A 17,345-nucleotide genomic window follows, 5' to 3' on the forward strand; every position below is an offset into this window, starting at 1 on the left:
TCTCAGGAGTATTAGCATTCTACTTTCTCTTTATCACCTATCAACTTGAAAAACTACCGTCATGAAATTTGAAATTCCTAATTGGCTCATTATTCTCGGAGGTGCTGGACAAATATTCACAGCCCTCATATACCCTTACATAAGACACAAAGTATTCGATTGGTACAATGATGTAAAGCAATTAAAACCATTGAATCAAGAAATCGCGAAAACCTACGGTAGGTACATTCAAGGGCTTAATTTTTCATTCGGTTTGATCGCCATCTTGATACCGTCCGACCTGAAAAACGGAACTTCACTTGCTATTGCGATCACAGGACTCATAAGTGCTTATTGGGTAGGAAAAGTGGCTACTCAAATTGCCTACTATCCCATGTATGACATTCCCAAAAAACACCTATTCAAGTGGGGCAGTTATGGTATGAATGCCCTATTCGTCTTATTCGCCACGGTATATACACTATTATTTATACAAAACATTGTCTAAAAACAATACCAATGAGAAAACTAATCATAGCAGGAGGTTCAGGTTTCTTAGGAAGCATACTTATAAATCATTTTAAAAATAAGGTCCATAGCATCATTGTGCTTTCAAGAACAAAAACCAAAACAACCGGAAATATAACCTACGTAAAGTGGGACGGCCAAACCCTTGGAGACTGGGTGAAGCATTTAGAACATGCCGATGTGCTCATTAACCTCACCGGAAAGTCCGTAGACTGCAGATACCACGAAAAGAACAAGGAACGAATCCTGTTTTCTAGGGTAGACTCAACCAGGGTGCTTGGTCAAGGAATAGAACTATCTGAAAATCCTCCCAAAATTTGGATTAATTCCTCTACCGCTACCATCTATGAAGACTCACGAGACAAAGAAATGGATGAAGAGAACGGTATCATCGGCACAGGCTTTTCAGTAAACGTTGCTACCTCCTGGGAAAAAGAGTTCTTCCAATTCCAAAATCCCCAGCTGAGACAAATAGCTTTAAGAACATCCATAGTATTTGGGCGAAAGGGCGGTGCTTTTGTTCCCTTAAAAAACTTATCGAAAGTAGGATTTGGAGGCAAACAAGGAGACGGGCAACAGAAGGTAAGTTGGATTCATGAAGAAGATTTCGCAAGAAGTGTAGAATACATCATCCGAAACGAAGACATTAAAGGAGTGATTAACATCGTTTCTCCCAGCCCTACCACAAATATGGACCTCATGAAAATGATACGAAAGGGATTAAAAATGCCTTTCGGAATTCCCATGAGCAAATTACTCCTAGAAATGGGTGCTAGGGTCATAAAAACAGAAACCGAACTCATTTTGAAAAGTAGAAACGTCATACCAAAAAGATTGATGGAACACGGTTTCACCTTCAAATATCCTTCATTGGAGAAAACCATTCTTCATCTTTTAAAATCATAGCATTATGAAAACAACCACCCTTCCCTTTCAGAAAAAACAAAAGATCAATACCGCTTCACAGCGTGACATCATTCATTTCTATGACGAAGCTACCGAGGACTACGAGTTCTGGAGCAAAGACCTCAACATGCACTTCGGGTATTTCATTTGGGGTAAAACCAACCCTTTTAAGCGGGATAGCATGCTCAACGAAATGAACGATCAGATATACAAACGTCTAATGCTAGATGGAGATCATAGGATCGTGGCCGATCTGGGGTGTGGTATGGGAGGGACCATGCGTCATTTTCTAAAAAAGGATCGGCTACTTTCCATGATCGGAGTGACCCTCTCCCCTTTTCAGGTAAAAGAAGGCAACCAATTGCTGAAACAAGAAAACGGCATCATCTTGGAAGAGGATTATAGCCAAACTTCCATTCCAACGGACAGTATGGATGGAGTAGTAGGGATTGAAAGCCTTTGTCATTCGGGACACAATCTGGAATGCCTTCGGGAAGGCTACCGTATCCTAAAAAAAGGCAGCAAGATGGTCATTGGAGATGCTTTCCTGAAAAAGCCACCCTCACAACTCTGCTTAGGAAGCCGTTACAGCTACAACGGACTTTGCAAAGGTTGGAGCCTGAGTGGCCTAGGAGTTATTCACGAAGTGGAGGATCGCCTCAAACAGATTGGGTTTAGCTATGTAAAAGTCGAAGAAGTTTCTTTCCGTGTAGCTCCTTCGGTATTACACGTACCCTTTGCTATCGTAGGATTCCTAATGAAGAACCTTTGGAAGGGCAAACCCATAAAACCGCAAAGCTGGAACAACTTAAAGGCTTCGTTCTACTCTTTGGTTTCAGGATTACACATGAAAGACTTTGGATACTACATCATAACTGCTACCAAATAATGACAACCATAACATTACATACCAAAATAAGGGCACCGATTGATACGGTATTCGATCTCTCAAGGAGTATCGATCTCCACGTAAAATCGGTGCCCAAAACGAAGGAAAGAGCAATTTCGGGAAAAACCAAAGGCCTTCTTGGGCCCGATGAAACGGTAACCTGGCAAGGAAAACATTTTGGACTTTCCCTTAAGCATACCAGCAAAATGGTTTCTTTCGAAAAGCCTTTTCAGTTTACAGATCTCATGGTAAAAGGGCACTTTACTTATTTTGTACACCAACATCTTTTCAAAAAGACGGACGAAGGTATTCTCATGACAGATATTTTAAAGTATCGCGTCCCTTTTGGTTGGATTGGAAGGTGGTTCGACAGGTTATTTCTGAAAAAACACATGCTTCAGTTCTTAACCCAAAGGAATCGTACCATCAAAAGAGAAGCAGAGCGGAGTTCTCTTTCCGAAGAAATTCAATATTTGGAATCCATCACGTATTAGCAAGCTTTTAAGGGACATCGTTAATGATTTCCCAAACTTTGTTATTTTTGAAAAAAACTACGACAAAGCCTCCATGCCAATCAACGAGATAAATCCAAGTCAATGGATAGACAAGTATTCCGATTACTTGTACAACTATACCATTGTTCGCGTAAATGATCATGAGATCGCACAAGATCTGATTTCGGAAACTTTTTTGGCAGGATTAAAATCGAAAGACAACTTCAAGGGTGAGTCTACGGAACGCACTTGGCTCATTTCGATCCTGAAAAGAAAGATTATCGATTATTATCGAAAGATCAACTCGAGCAAAGGGAAGGCAGAAGTCCGAATAAATTACCGGGAAGGCGAAGACGATGGCGACTGGCTGGAAGAGCGCGTAGGTGATCCATTCGATAAGACTGCCGAAGATACAATGGAAAACGAAGAATTGGGGCTGGCGATATTCGGTTGCATAGATAAATTGCCGGAAAAGCAGGCTTCGATCTTTAGAATGAAAACAGTAGATGGGTTCGATACCGAAACAATCTGTAATGAATTCGACATCACGCCGTCTAACCTATGGGTAATTATCCATCGAGCCCGTAAAGCGATGGCCGATTGCCTAGAAGAAAATTGGTTTTAAGAAGTTATGAAGATAAAATTAGAATGCCACGAGGCGAATCACATTTGTGATAAAAATCAGTATAAGGAAGCTACTTTTTGGGAGAAAGTAAAGCTGAACATTCACCTTATTTACTGTAGGGCATGTAGAAAATATACAGCCCGAAATACGAAATTGACTAAAGCTTACAGAAACCCCAAAGTACAAACAGCCGATAAAAACGCCTTAAAGGAACGACTGCAGCAGGAGCTATCCAAGTAGTCGCTCTAGGGTATAATCCAATATAACCCAAACAATCGGGATACTTTCTACCAGAAATGATGCAAAGTATTTCGATTGTTTTTTTTGTGAAATCCCAAGCAACAGTGCGCTTAGGAAAGCAACAAAAAATAATCCCAACAAGCGAGAAGTGGTAATTTCATGTTTAAACACTTCGGCTACCAGCACCAAAGCAAGGAACAACATACCCAGTAATTTGGTGTTTCTCACCCCTAATTTTTGAGGCAAGGTTCCCAAAGAAGGCGCATCGTATTCAATATCCCGTATTTCGAAAGGCAACGTCCATACGATCACTAAAAGAAATATTTGCAAGAAGGATAGCCATGCGTCCATTTCGTTCAACCAAGGGGTTTCCCAAAGCGGAAAAAGCACTGTTACGCCGGCCCAAACCCATCCTACCACGAATATCTTGATCCCATGCAGCGTTCTAAGGCTTTTTCTTCTAAGAAAGGGAACGGCGTACAGGAATGTAAACACCCCTAACAAAAGCAAAGGAATCCATTGCTCTTTGGGCAATTGAATAAGGAAATACAATAAAACACTGGCGCACAGAAAAGAAAATACCTGTATGGTCTTTAAGGAAGTCGCTAAGCTTCGATGGTGCAATCCAGCTATTCGGGCATATTTAATGAAATTATATCCAGAAATAGTACCAAAGAAGACGATGCTAACAAGTACGGTTGAATAGGGTATTTCATACTCACGGAGCGTTAGGAAAAACAGCGAAGTGACCGCCAACGCCACATGAATACTAGCATTTATGTAAAAGTCGAACAAAAGCCGTAACCCACGCATCGAACAAAAATACCCAAAGTGTTAGTAACTCCCCCTTTTGGTTGAAAAATTCTTAGTCAAGTCGCGTTAAAAGGAGAAATCTTTAAGGTTTATGTCGTAATTTTGCGAAAATTTAATCAAAATATTAATGAACACTTCTTCTTTTGCCCTTAGACACATAGGCCCTCGGCCAAGTGATCTCCCCCAAATGCTTCAAACGATTGGGGTTGAAAGTATGGAACAACTCATTTTTGAAACCATCCCAGATGACATCCGATTGAAAAAGGATATAGAACTGGATCCTGCCTTTAGCGAACAGGAATATCTAGAACACATCAGTGAGTTGGCCTCTAAGAACAAAGTGTTCAAAAGTTATATAGGTCTTGGGTACCACGCAGCGAATATTCCTGCTGTGATTCAACGCAATATTCTAGAAAATCCAGGTTGGTATACGGCCTATACGCCTTATCAGGCAGAAATTGCCCAAGGTAGATTGGAAGCCTTGTTGAATTTCCAAACCGTGGTGACCGATCTTACGGGCATGGAGATTGCCAATGCCTCCCTTTTGGACGAGGCGACCGCAGCGGCAGAAGCCATGAGCTTATTGTTTGCCGTTCGAGAAAGAGCCCAAAAGAAGGAAAATGTGGTAAAGTTCTTCGTTTCTGAAGAAGTCCTTCCCCAAACCCTTTCCTTGCTGGAAACACGTTCCAATCCACTAGGAATTGAATTGGTGGTAGGAAATCATGAAAGTTTCGATTTCTCAAAAGAATTCTTCGGTGCCATATTACAATATCCCGGCAAAAGCGGAAAAATATATGACTATGCCTCTTTCATTGCAAAAGCGAAAGAAGCTGATATAAAAGTGGCTGTGGCCGCAGACATTCTTAGTTTGGTAAAACTGGAAGCTCCTGGGCACTTAGGTGCCGATGTAGTCGTGGGAACCACACAACGTTTTGGGATTCCTTTAGGCTACGGTGGCCCTCACGCTGCGTACTTTGCAACCAAGGAAGCTTATAAAAGAAATATTCCTGGACGTATTATTGGAGTAACCCGTGATACCGATGGAAACCGTGCCCTTCGTATGGCGTTGCAAACGAGAGAGCAGCACATTAAAAGGGACAAGGCTACTTCCAATATTTGTACAGCCCAAGTACTTCTTGCCGTGATGGCAGGAATGTACTGCGTATATCATGGACCGGAAGGCCTTAAGGATATTGCGAACAAGGTACATCACAAAGCAACTGCACTTACGGATACTTTGGAAAAACTTGGATTGTTCCAAGCCAACGATTCCTTCTTCGATACGATTGCAATAAAGACGAATGCAGATACAGTTCGACCTATTGCCGAAGCTCATGGAATCAATTTCTACTATCCAGATAACGACACGGTTTCTATTGCATTGAACGAAGCAACGACCCTAAAAGATCTTAATGCCATTGTGAGGGTATTTGCCGAAGCCACAGGGAAAGAAGCCACGGTTCTTTCTGAAATTGGCCAAGACAGTGCCATTCCAGAAAGTGTAGCGAGAACTTCCGAGTTCATGACCAATGAGGTGTTTAACAGCTATCACAGCGAAACCGAATTGATGCGTTATATCAAGAAATTGGAACGTCGCGATTTGGCGCTGAACCACTCTATGATCTCCTTAGGATCCTGTACCATGAAATTGAATGCCGCTGCCGAGATGCTACCGTTGAGCGATGCCCGTTGGGGAAGTATTCACCCTTTTGTTCCCGTAGAGCAAGCGGAAGGATACCAGATTATGCTGAAGAAATTGGAAGATCAACTTACCGAAATCACAGGGTTTGCAGGTACTTCCTTGCAACCCAATTCTGGGGCCCAAGGTGAATATGCTGGCCTTATGGTAATCCGTGCTTATCACGAATCCCGAGGAGATAATCACAGAAATATCTGTCTTATTCCATCCTCCGCTCATGGAACCAACCCAGCGAGTGCAGTGATGGCAGGAATGAAGGTTGTGGTAACCAAAGCCACCGAGGAAGGAAACATCGACGTTGATGATCTTCGCGCCAAAGCTGAAGAGCACAAAGAAAACCTTGCTGCACTAATGGTGACCTATCCCTCTACACATGGTGTTTACGAAAGTGCCATTAGAGAAGTTACCAGCATTATTCATGAGAATGGAGGACAGGTATATATGGATGGAGCAAATATGAACGCTCAAGTCGCATTAACACATCCTGGAGCGATTGGCGCAGATGTTTGTCACCTTAACTTACACAAGACCTTTGCCATTCCACATGGCGGCGGTGGACCTGGAGTAGGCCCCATCTGTGTGGCAGAACAATTGGTTCCGTTCTTGCCAACCAACCCCGTAATTGAAACAGGCGGGGATCATGCCATTAGTGCTATTTCTGCTGCTCCTTGGGGAAGTGCCTTGGCCTGTCTCATTAGTTATGCCTACATCAGTATGTTGGGCGAAAGTGGATTGAAAAAGTCGACCCAATATGCTATTCTTAATGCCAATTACATAAAAGAACGTTTAGACGGTCACTACAGTACTTTGTATACCGGTGAGAGAGGACGCGCGGCACACGAAATGATTATCGATTGCCGTCCTTTTAAAGAACACGGAATCGAGGTGACCGATATCGCTAAGCGCCTCATGGATTATGGATTCCACGCACCAACGGTTTCCTTTCCTGTAGCGGGAACCATTATGGTAGAACCTACCGAAAGTGAAAGCAAGGAAGAATTGGACCGTTTCTGTGATGCCATGATTTCTATCCGACAGGAGATCGAAGCCGCCAGCAAAGAAGACCCAAACAACGTATTGAAAAATGCACCCCATACTCAGGGAATGTTGACTAGCGATACTTGGGAATTACCTTATTCAAGAAAAGAAGCTGCTTTCCCATTGGATTATGTGGCCGAAAATAAGTTCTGGCCCACGGTTCGTCGTGTAGACGACGCCTATGGAGATAGAAACCTTATCTGCACCTGTGCTCCCATAGAAGCGTATATGGAAGCCTAAAAGAGTCAAAAAATTAAAGAAAACCATAGCACTTTCAAGAATTTGGAGGTGCTTTCTTTTTTTTACCCCAACTTTTTTGAAAAAACTAAGTATAATTGCGGTTGATTTTTTGAGGAACACTTTTTATGCGACTTTTTTTCGCCCTTACCTTATTCTTGGTGCCGCTATGTCATAGCAATGCACAATCTGAAACCCTTTCACCCAAATTAAAAGACTCCATTTTCAATTATTTGGATCAAAGTATAGGTTCCAAAATTGCCAGTTATCAGGGTGAAAACAAACGTAAGGTATCCGAGTTCTGGGAAGAAAGAAAAGAAAAGATAAAGGATGATATAGAAAACAATGCCTTCATCTTTGACGATGCCTTGAACTCGGAATTAAATAAAATCATCTCCCAAGTGTATGCCGCCAATCCGGAGGTCGATCCATCAGCGTTCTACTTTTTTGTGAACCGCTCTCCGGTTCCCAATGCGGCTTCCTATGGTAATGGTAGCTTTAGCCTTAATACTGGACTTTTTTCCTTGGCAGAAAACGATGATGAACTTGCTTTTATCATTTGTCATGAGATCGCACATTATCTTTTAAGTCATAGTGATACTGCCATCGACTCGCATATAGAAAGTTACGAATCTAAAGAGACGCGAAAGAAGGTGAATAAAATCTCCAATCGCGACGTAGGGAAGTTTTCCAAGGCCATGGAACTTCTCAAGGATATTAATTACAAACTTTACAAAAAATCGAGAAGTGCAGAAATAGAAGCAGATTCTTTAGGGATGGAACTTTTCAAAAAAACGGGATACAATCCAGCATCGGCCACATCGATTTTAGCAAAACTGGATTTTGAGAAAAAAGCCATCCTCAATAAGTACGCACCTATCAAAAAACACCTACATACGAATGGATACCCTTTTAAGGATAACTGGTTAAAAAAGGAGAACAATTCCCTATTCGATTTAGAAGAATCTTCCAACGACTATTCATTCGACAAGGATTCTACCAAAACGCATCCAGCCATTCCCAAGCGTATCGAATTATTACGTACCAAGATCGCTTCGGAAGACGAAAATTCTGGAGTGCCACAGGTCATTCACATGCTTAAAGAGATTTCCCTTGCCAAGACGATCGAAGGTGCCATTGAGAACAACCAATTAGACATTGCTTTGTTCTATCTCCTTACCACGCATGAATCGGCAGACGACGAGAAGTCGCGGTTTTATGATCAAATGGCTCTAGTGCTGAAGAAAATGTACGAACTGAAAAAAGAGCACAGCATTGGTAAGTACGTCGCTCCCATTAGTCCTTTTTCGGAAGAGGAAGAACTCAATAAAATAAAGCAATTCATTAGCAACCTAGAACCCAAGAACATCAGAAAATTAGGATACTGGTTTTGCCAAGAAAATAAGGACTTGTTTGCTAATGCAGACATTCAAAAAGAAACACACGCATATTTCAAAAAGTTAAATCCAAACATCGACTAAAATGAGAAAATTAATTACACTACTAATAGTGTTATGCATTACTGCTACGGGGTTTGCGCAATCCAAAAAACTGGAAAGCATTACCGAATTCAAACTTCAAAACTCTGGGGCCATATTAAATAAGGATAAGGACGTAGATGGTTACTACTTCTTTTATTTGGTAGACAAATTAAAGAAAGGTGCCCGCGAATATGGTATCCAAGTTTTGGACAACAACCTCAACGAGGTGGCTTTCAAAAAGTATGTTGCTCAAAAAGGGACCATCCTAGTAGACAGTCAGTTCAACAACGACGGTCTTATGTTCGCCTTCCTAAACAAAAAAGAGCGTCATATTAAAGTGGTGTTGTTCGACAGAAATGCGGAACAAAAAGAAACTTCTACCGTAGAATTGTCCAAAAAAGAGATCACTTGGCTAATGGCCATGAACCAGAGTGAAGATTTTAATATTCTTACCTCTGTCCCCAACAAAGGATTCCTTTTAACAGTGATTAAGGATAACAAAAAAATAGGATACAAAACCTTCTTCTATCCTACCGACGATTCTCGTGGATGGCGTTATGGTTCCCCAGAAGGTTCCAAGGAAATCGTTACAGGTGCTCCTATGGCTACCAATGAAAAATTCATTGTTATCAACGAAATGAGCAAGCCTGGGATGCTTTCAAAAAAGTTGAAGATTACCACCAAGATCCTGAATACCGAAACTGGAAAACTGGTTACTACTATTAAAAGCGACCCTAAGAAGCCCAAGTTGATTACCAATGGTTTACTTAACGAGAACAATCAATTGATTCTAATGGGTGAGTATTTCAAAGGGGGCGACAACATCATGAAGGATAAAAGTCAAGGTCTGTTCGTAGAAGTAATAGACGAGACTGGAGCTACACTTACCGAAAATACAGCTAGCTGGAGCAAGGATATCAATCCTATTCTTAAGGCGAAAGACGACAAGAAAAACTCTTACATCTACTTCCACGATATTGTACCAACCGCAGACGGAAGTTTCTACGCCATTGGTGAAAAGTTCAGAAAAACAGCCAGTGCTGCAGGAATTGCTGCCGCTGTACTTAGCCGCGGTGGTAACAGTGTTACTCAGTTAACCATTACCGATGCCTTAGTGTTCGAATTTGATAAGGACTTTGCCCTTAAGGGAATTCAAACTTTTGAAAAAGGAAAATCTAGAGCTCCCAGTATATCTGATTTTGGAAGTCCACAACTAAATGCTCATGTATTGAAGAATTACGGAGCTTTCGATCACATCTATACACAAATTGATAAAGAAAACGATCGTTTCTATGCCTGTTTTATCGATTACGAAAGACTGAAGGGCGAGAAGAACAAAAATGCCTTTAAGACCATTATCTATGATGAAGGGGAGTTTTCTCAGGATAAGATCTATTTGGAGGCCGGTAAAGGAAAAATTACCAGAGTACTTCCTGCCAAAACCGGTAATGTTGTTATTCTAGAATACGACAAAAAAGCAAAAACAATGGACCTGCATATGGAGAAGTTGAACATCGACTAAACTTCATTCCATTTTATACTCACAAAGGAAGGCACTGTACTAACACAATGGCACAGTGCCTCTCTTCGTTTATAGGTTGAACATCGGACATTTACAGGGGGTGAATATGGATACCAATCCCTTTTTACCTACCTTTAGCAAATAATTTTCTTTTATGGGCATACAGATAACGGGGATTGGAAGCTTTATTCCCAGTAAAATAGCTTCCAATAAGGGATTTGAAAATCATGACTTTTACGATCAAGATGGCTCTCCTTTTGGACATGAAAACGAGGTAATCATCAAAAAATTCAAGGCCATTACTGGCATTGAAGAACGACGCTATATTAAGGACAAATTAGTAACCTCAGAAATTGCGCACTTTGCTGCGGAAAAAGCTATAGATGATGCTGATATTGACAAGGAAACCCTAGATTACATTATCGTTGCTCACAACTATGGAGATGTAAAGCACGGAACGCGACAAAGCGATACCGTTCCCAGTTTGGCCTCAAGGGTAAAACACTTACTCCGTATTAAAAACCCTTCCTGCGTGGCATATGATGTCCTTTTTGGATGTCCGGGATGGGTTGAAGGAATGATACAAGCGCAGGCATTCATGAAAGCCGGAATGGCTAAAAAATGCTTGGTCGTTGGTGCCGAAGCTCTTTCCCGTGTCATAGATCAACATGATAGGGATTCTATGATCTATAGTGATGGAGCCGGAGCTGTGGTATTGGAAATCAATGAATCCAGTGAAAGTGACATTCTAGGTCATTGCAGTGCTACATACACTTATGATGAAGCCCATTTTATATATTTTGGAGAGTCTAATAATCATCGACTCAACGGCGCCAATCGATACATTAAAATGTACGGCCGGAAAATATATGAATTCGCCTTGAGCAATGTACCCAAAGCTATGAAGGATTGTTTGGATCAGAGCGGTGTGGGCATCGAAGAGGTGAAGAAAGTATTCATTCATCAGGCAAATGAAAAGATGGATGAGGCGATCATAGCAAGATTCTACAAACTATATGGCATAGAACCGCCTGAAAATGTAATGCCTATGACCATAGACAAATTGGGCAATTCCAGTGTTGCTACGGTACCTACTGTATATGATTTGGTAGTCAAGGGAAAATTGACGGGGCATGAAGTAAGCAAGGGAGATATCGTTATCTTTGCAAGTGTTGGTGCAGGAATGAACATCAATGCCATTGTTTACAGAATCTAACTATGTACGAAGGAAAATATCCTAAGAAACGTTACAAACATACCTTACGATTCCTGAAGAACTACGTTTCTACAGATGAATCCATTTTAGATTTGGGGGTTACTAATCCATTTTCAGAAATTCTGATCAAAGAGGGCTTCAATGTTACCAACACCAAGGGAGAAGATCTCGATTTGGATACCGAGGCAGTACAAACAGATACGTATGATGTGGTGACAGCCTTCGAAATTTTCGAACATTTGGTGTCTCCTTTCAATGTTATTAATGATATCAAAGCCAAAAAATTAGTGGCTTCTGTTCCTTTAAAGTTATGGTTTGCCTCTGCCTATCGGAGCAAAACAGATGAACGGGATCGTCATTACCACGAGTTCGAAGATTGGCAATTTGATTGGTTATTGGAAAAAGCCGGTTGGCGCATTAAAAAGAGCGAAAAATTCACCAATCCTGTGCGTAAAGTAGGGATTCGTCCTATTCTTAGGCGTTTTACACCCCGCTATTACCTCGTCTATGCCGAAAGGATAAAGTAATTTATTCTTTGATGATTTTGAAACGAGCCATTTCCCCTTGCTCATTCATAACTTCCACCAAATAATGTCCTACAGATAAGTAGGAAACATCGAAATAATTTCCCGTTTGTGCAGGCTGGTAGGCAACCAATTGCTTTCCACTCATATCGTAAACCGCTATTTTTTCAATCCCGTCTATGTTCGAAAGACGAAAAGCATTACGTGTTGGATTGGGCGCTAAAGCAAGTCCCAGATTATTTTCTACCTCAGTTATCTCCAATATGCCTCCCAATTTCAAGGTCCAAACACTGCCTTCTTCAGGGCTTCCTACCTCATCCGCAAACGCACCGGAAATAATGGAATGTGTATCGGCTGTAGCATCATACATATGAGAAACCGAAAAGCCAAAAGAATCCTGAGGGTTGATATCCCCATCGAAGTTGTGAAGGCCTTCGGTATACATGACATAGTCATGTACGGTACCATCATTGTTCAAATTTATTATGAAAAAAGCTCCAAAGTTTCCAGCATTTTCTCCCCAGAAACCCCTTGCTCCCACTACAATATCCACTCGCTCATCATTATTTATATCGCCCGCATAATCAATTGACTTTCCAAAGAACATATTCCCATTAAAACCTGCATCGAAATTACCTTCAGTATCACTTATTTTCTGATGGCTTGCCACAGTTCCGTCTTCATTCATAAACAGAATATACACAGCTCCCCTATTGGATCCTCCATCATCATCCCGATAGGCTCCCACGGCCAAATCGATTACACCATCTCCATCTAGGTCACCTATATTTGCCACAGAACCCCCAAAATAATCTTGCAAATCCAGTGTCACGTCAAAACCTCCGGTACCACTGCTTATTTCTTGATACGAATCCACTGTAAAATCGTCATTCAAAAACAAAATATAAACGGCTCCCCTACTTTGATCCCTTCTCGCTGAAACAGCGATATCCTGATTTCCATCGCCATTAAAATCCCCTAACAATTCAATGTCGGTCCCAAATACATCACGGTCTTCCAACGGGGCTAAAAAGTTTCCTTCGGTATCACTTATCTTGGTATAGGCAGCCACTGTTCCGTCAGAATTGAGGGATAGTATCCAAACGGCACCTCTCCATATTCCGCCATCTCCATCATATTCTGCCCCTACGCCAATTTCTACAAGACCATCGCCATTCATATCGCCCAAATAGGAAATGGAAGTTCCGAAGATATCCCATTCATCCAATTGTCCAAGAAAACCACCTTCGGTGTCACTTATTTTTTGGTGCGTTATAACCGCTCCATTGGCATCCAAGAAAAGGATGTATACAGCTCCATGATTGAATCCTCCATCATCATCCTTTATTGTGCCTACGGCTATATCCTGAAATCCATCTTGGTTTAGATCGCCAATGGCCTCCACTGCGTAGCCAAACCAGTCTTCGGTATCGAGAAACACCTTGAATCCCCCTTGCACTTCGGCAATGTATTCGTAATCCAAAACGCCATATACCTGACCGGAGATCAGTGATGAAATCATAAGGCATGTAGAAAGTAGTAGTGTTTTCATACATTATTTTTTCTAAAGATACCAATATTGTCCTACTTTTAAAGCGTGAGAATAGCCATTGTCATCCCAATTCATAATGAGGAAGCTCATCTTCCCACCATGCTGGACTCCCTTCTTAGTCAAAGTTTTCTACCGGAAACAGTGGTTTTGGTGAATGATCACTCTACGGATGGCTCTCAAAAAATCATCGACGAATACGCTTCACAACATTCATGTATCCAGACCATTTCCTTGGAATCTTCGGCACAACACGAACCTGGATCCAAAGTAATCAATGCTTTTTACAAAGGCTATGCATTGCTTAAGGGTGACTTCGATCTCATCGGGAAATTCGATGCCGACCTTATACTACCCTCGAATTACTTTGAAAATATGGCAGCACTTTTTCAATCTTCCCCAAAAATTGGTCTAGCCGGTGGAAATCTATACATTGAAAAAGAAGGGGTGTGGGTGTATGAAAACATATCGGAGAAAACCAAAGTTCGAGGCCCCATTAAATTGTACCGAAAGGCCTGTTTTGAAGCCATTGGCGGACTAAAAAAGTCTATTGGCTGGGACACGGTAGATGGTTTGTTGGCAAGTTATCACGGTTGGCAAAGCGCAACGGATACCACGCTCCATGTAAAGCATTTAAAACCCACGGGGCAGCAATATGCCTCGAAGGACGCCAAAAAGCAAGGAGAGGCCTTCAGAAAAATGCGCTATGGTTTCTGGCTTACTTTCATAGCCGCTGGAAAATTGGCTCTTAAAAAAGGAAGAATTAGCTATTTCTTCGGTTGTATTAATAGCTTCCTTAAGACACCCAAGGACTATATAGTTACGCAGCAGGAAGGTGCTTTTATACGAAGTCTCCGATGGAAAGGAATTCGGAAAAAAGTCTTCTAAATTACCAACGCAATCTTAACATTCCGAATCGAACATTATCTGTATTTTTGAAGCTACAAATTTGTTGTATGAAAAAATTACTGCTACTCGTTATCGCCCTAGGCTTGTTCTCCTGTAATTCGGGAGAAAAAGAAGTTACACCCCAAGAGACCGAAACCCCAAAAGGCCCCAAGAATATCATTTTATTGGTCGGGGATGGAATGGGCTTAAGTGAAGTTTCTGCAAGTCTATTCTTTAAGGAAAGTGCGTCCAACTTTGAACGTTTCCCGACTGTTGGACTTATAAAGACCTCGGCTGCAGACAAACTCATTACCGACTCGGCTGCAGGAGCTACTGCCTTTGCCAGCGGTATAAAAACCTATAACGGCGCTGTCGGAGTAGATACGGACTCTATGGATGTAAAAACCATTGTGGAGCACGTATCGGAAAGGGACATTGCTACCGGCGTAATCTCCACTTCTGCTATTACCCATGCAACACCCGCAGCATTTTATGCGCATAGCAAGAGTCGCCGAGATGAAGAAACCATTGCCAGTTATTTACCTAAATCTGGAATTGATTTCTTTGCCGGAGGGGGATTGAAGTTCTTCAATAAAAGAAAGGACAGCATCGATATGATTGCCGAATTAGAGACCAAAGGTTTTGCCATGGACACCGTTGCGCTAAGCAAGAAAACCGATGGTAAACAGGGATTCCTTTTAGCACAAGGAGGAATGCCCACGATGGAAACCCGCGGGGATTTCTTACCACAAGCGGCACAACTAGCTATAGAACACCTTTCAGAAAACGACAATGGCTTTTTCCTAATGATCGAAGGATCACAGATAGATTGGGGAGGTCATGACAACGATGCCGATTACCTCATTGGTGAGTTATTGGACTTCGACACCACGATTGGCAAGGTGCTCGACTTTGCGGAAGCAAATGGAGAAACCCTTGTTATTGTTACGGCAGATCATGAAACAGGTGGTTTTACCTTATCCCCAAAAGAGGGAAATTATAACGAAATTGCCCCTAGCTTCTCTACCACTGGTCATTCGGCTACTATGGTACCTGTATTTGCCATGGGACCAGGATCAGAAAACTTCGGTGGGATTTATGAAAACACTGAGATCTACCATAAAATGATGGCCGTTTTCGGCAAGTAGTCCACTGGACTCCTTTCAAAGAAAACACTCGTCTAATTTTGTTACTTTAGCAACAGATCGCCACTTATGAAGTACCTACACGATATTGGCTCCTATTTCTTAATGCTGAAAGACGTATTTAGCCGACCTACCAAAGGTTCGGTTTTGCGCGAATTGGTATTGAAGGAAGTAGATGAGCTTATTATCAATTCTTTGGGAATCGTAGCTTTTATCTCCTTCTTCGTAGGTGGGGTTGTAGCCATACAAACGGCACTCAACATTGATAATCCCTTAATCCCCGAATACTTGGTAGGGTTTGCCACACGACAGTCGATCATTTTGGAGTTCGCACCTACATTCATTTCCATTATCATGGCTGGTAAAATGGGATCGTTCATTACTTCTAGTATCGGTTCCATGCGAGTTACAGAGCAAATAGACGCTTTGGAAGTGATGGGAATCAATTCCCTCAATTATCTCGTATTCCCGAAAGTAATAGCACTATTATTCTATCCTTTTGTCATTGCCATTTCCATGTTCTTGGGAATTCTTGGCGGATGGGTAGCTGGTGTGTACGGTGGTTTTAGTACCTCGGAAGCTTTTATTCAAGGGTTACAGGAAGACTTCATTACCTTCCACGTAATTTATGCCTTTATTAAAACCTTCGTCTTCGCCTTTATTCTGGCAACTGTTCCCTCCTGGCAAGGCTACTTTATGAAGGGAGGTGCTTTGGAGGTAGGAAAGGCCAGCACCAATTCCTTTGTTTGGACCAGTGTGCTTATTATTTTGACGAACTATATTGTAACCTCTTTACTCCTAAGCTAATGATTACTGTTGAAAATCTACATAAGAGCTTTGGTAGCGAGCATATCCTAAAGGGGTTGAGCACCACTTTCGACAAGGGTAAAACCAACCTCATTATTGGGCAAAGTGGTAGTGGTAAAACTGTTTTCTTGAAATGTCTATTAGGTCTTTTCGAGCCCGAAGATGGGCGAATTATTTTCGAAGATCGAGCCATTCAAGATATGGACGAAGAGGAAAAAAGACGCTTACGTGAAAATATGGGCATGGTATTTCAAGGAAGTGCCCTATTCGATTCCATGAATATCGAGGAAAACGTGATGTTTCCACTCCGTATGTTTTCCAAAAAGAAGAAATCGGAAATGCTGGATCGGGTAAATGAAGTGCTGGCACGTGTTAACCTTGAGAATGTGAATAAAAAATATCCTTCCGAAATCTCTGGGGGAATGCAAAAACGGGTGGCTATTGCCCGCGCTATAGTGAACAATCCGAAGTATTTGTTCTGCGATGAGCCCAATTCTGGTTTGGACCCAAGAACGGCGATCCTTATCGATAATCTTATTCAAGAAATTACTAGGGAATACAATATCACCACGGTCATCAATACCCACGATATGAACTCCGTGATGGAGATTGGTGAGAAGATCGTATTTCTTCAAAAAGGGAATCTGGCCTGGCAAGGGGACAATACCCAAATCTTCAAAACAGACAACAAGGATGTGACAGACTTTGTGTACTCTTCGGACCTTTTCAAAAAGATTCGGGATGTACAGATCAAGGAAGGGTAAT

General features: G+C 41.7%; 17 protein-coding genes. 15 read left to right on the forward strand and 2 right to left on the reverse strand.

Annotated features, from left to right (window positions below):
• The first annotated feature begins 61 nt into the window (after positions 1-61).
• From POV27_RS16270 to POV27_RS16295, 6 genes are all read left to right on the forward strand, one after another.
• Entirely contained in the window at positions 62-487 is a 426-nt protein-coding gene (locus POV27_RS16270) for a hypothetical protein (RefSeq protein WP_272863852.1), read from the forward strand.
• An 11-nt stretch (positions 488-498) separates the two neighbouring features.
• Positions 499-1,413 carry a TIGR01777 family oxidoreductase gene (locus tag POV27_RS16275; protein WP_272863853.1) on the forward strand — a complete coding sequence of 305 codons (915 nt, stop codon included), beginning with the start codon at positions 499-501 and terminating at the stop codon, positions 1,411-1,413.
• Positions 1,414-1,417: 4 nt separating this feature from the next.
• Positions 1,418-2,302, forward strand: coding sequence for an SAM-dependent methyltransferase (locus POV27_RS16280; protein WP_272863854.1), 885 nt, complete (start codon positions 1,418-1,420; stop codon positions 2,300-2,302).
• Positions 2,302-2,796: an SRPBCC family protein gene (locus POV27_RS16285; protein WP_272863855.1), complete on the forward strand. Its 495-nt coding sequence runs from the start codon at positions 2,302-2,304 to the stop codon at positions 2,794-2,796. Before POV27_RS16280 ends, POV27_RS16285 begins: the two co-directional genes overlap by 1 nt.
• Positions 2,797-2,869: 73 nt before the next feature.
• The gene (locus POV27_RS16290; protein WP_272863856.1) at positions 2,870-3,421 is read left to right on the forward strand and encodes a sigma-70 family RNA polymerase sigma factor; all 552 of its coding nucleotides are present in this window, start codon (positions 2,870-2,872) and stop codon (positions 3,419-3,421) included.
• Positions 3,422-3,427: 6 nt separating this feature from the next.
• A complete protein-coding gene (locus POV27_RS16295; RefSeq protein ID WP_272863857.1) occupies positions 3,428-3,661 on the forward strand; it encodes a hypothetical protein in 234 nt (77 codons plus the stop codon).
• On the opposite strand, the gene POV27_RS16300 is transcribed toward POV27_RS16295, so the two are convergent.
• A complete protein-coding gene (locus POV27_RS16300; protein WP_272863858.1) occupies positions 3,650-4,474 on the reverse strand; it encodes a UbiA prenyltransferase family protein in 825 nt (274 codons plus the stop codon). The genes POV27_RS16295 and POV27_RS16300 overlap by 12 nt on opposite strands.
• Positions 4,475-4,601: 127 nt before the next feature.
• Between POV27_RS16300 and gcvP the strand changes: the two genes are divergently transcribed.
• The 5 genes from gcvP (at position 4,602) to POV27_RS16325 (ending at position 12,194) form a co-directional block, all read left to right on the forward strand.
• Positions 4,602-7,451 (forward strand): aminomethyl-transferring glycine dehydrogenase, encoded by a 2,850-nt coding sequence (gcvP, locus tag POV27_RS16305; RefSeq protein WP_272863859.1) that lies wholly within the window; start codon positions 4,602-4,604, stop codon positions 7,449-7,451.
• Between the two features lie 125 nt (positions 7,452-7,576).
• Positions 7,577-8,929 carry a M48 family metallopeptidase gene (locus POV27_RS16310; RefSeq protein WP_272863860.1) on the forward strand — a complete coding sequence of 451 codons (1,353 nt, stop codon included), beginning with the start codon at positions 7,577-7,579 and terminating at the stop codon, positions 8,927-8,929.
• 1 nt (position 8,930) lies between these two features.
• Entirely contained in the window at positions 8,931-10,451 is a 1,521-nt protein-coding gene (locus POV27_RS16315; protein ID WP_272863861.1) for a DUF6770 family protein, read from the forward strand.
• Positions 10,452-10,605: 154 nt separating this feature from the next.
• Complete coding sequence (locus POV27_RS16320; RefSeq protein ID WP_272863862.1) at positions 10,606-11,667, forward strand: 3-oxoacyl-ACP synthase III family protein; 1,062 nt, start codon at positions 10,606-10,608, stop codon at positions 11,665-11,667.
• Positions 11,668-11,669: 2 nt separating this feature from the next.
• Positions 11,670-12,194 (forward strand): class I SAM-dependent methyltransferase, encoded by a 525-nt coding sequence (locus POV27_RS16325; protein WP_272863863.1) that lies wholly within the window; start codon positions 11,670-11,672, stop codon positions 12,192-12,194.
• Position 12,195: 1 nt separating this feature from the next.
• Here POV27_RS16325 and POV27_RS16330 read toward each other — a convergent pair whose 3' ends face one another.
• Positions 12,196-13,743, reverse strand: a complete 1,548-nt coding sequence (locus POV27_RS16330) for a T9SS type A sorting domain-containing protein (protein ID WP_272863864.1) — start codon at positions 13,741-13,743, stop codon at positions 12,196-12,198.
• Positions 13,744-13,788: 45 nt separating this feature from the next.
• Here POV27_RS16330 and POV27_RS16335 point away from each other — a divergent pair, with 45 nt between their 5' ends.
• From POV27_RS16335 to POV27_RS16350, 4 genes are all read left to right on the forward strand, one after another.
• The gene (locus tag POV27_RS16335; RefSeq protein ID WP_272863865.1) at positions 13,789-14,628 is read left to right on the forward strand and encodes a glycosyltransferase family 2 protein; all 840 of its coding nucleotides are present in this window, start codon (positions 13,789-13,791) and stop codon (positions 14,626-14,628) included.
• A gap of 68 nt (positions 14,629-14,696) precedes the next feature.
• The gene (locus POV27_RS16340) at positions 14,697-15,776 is read left to right on the forward strand and encodes an alkaline phosphatase (RefSeq protein ID WP_272863866.1); all 1,080 of its coding nucleotides are present in this window, start codon (positions 14,697-14,699) and stop codon (positions 15,774-15,776) included.
• A gap of 66 nt (positions 15,777-15,842) precedes the next feature.
• A complete protein-coding gene (locus POV27_RS16345) occupies positions 15,843-16,580 on the forward strand; it encodes an MlaE family ABC transporter permease (RefSeq protein WP_272863867.1) in 738 nt (245 codons plus the stop codon).
• Positions 16,580-17,344 carry an ABC transporter ATP-binding protein gene (locus POV27_RS16350; RefSeq protein ID WP_272863868.1) on the forward strand — a complete coding sequence of 255 codons (765 nt, stop codon included), beginning with the start codon at positions 16,580-16,582 and terminating at the stop codon, positions 17,342-17,344. Before POV27_RS16345 ends, POV27_RS16350 begins: the two co-directional genes overlap by 1 nt.
• Position 17,345 lies beyond the last annotated feature (1 nt).

The sequence above is a fragment of the Aureisphaera galaxeae genome (assembly GCF_028561275.1).
Classification (GTDB): Bacteria; Bacteroidota; Bacteroidia; order Flavobacteriales; family Flavobacteriaceae; genus Aureisphaera; species Aureisphaera galaxeae.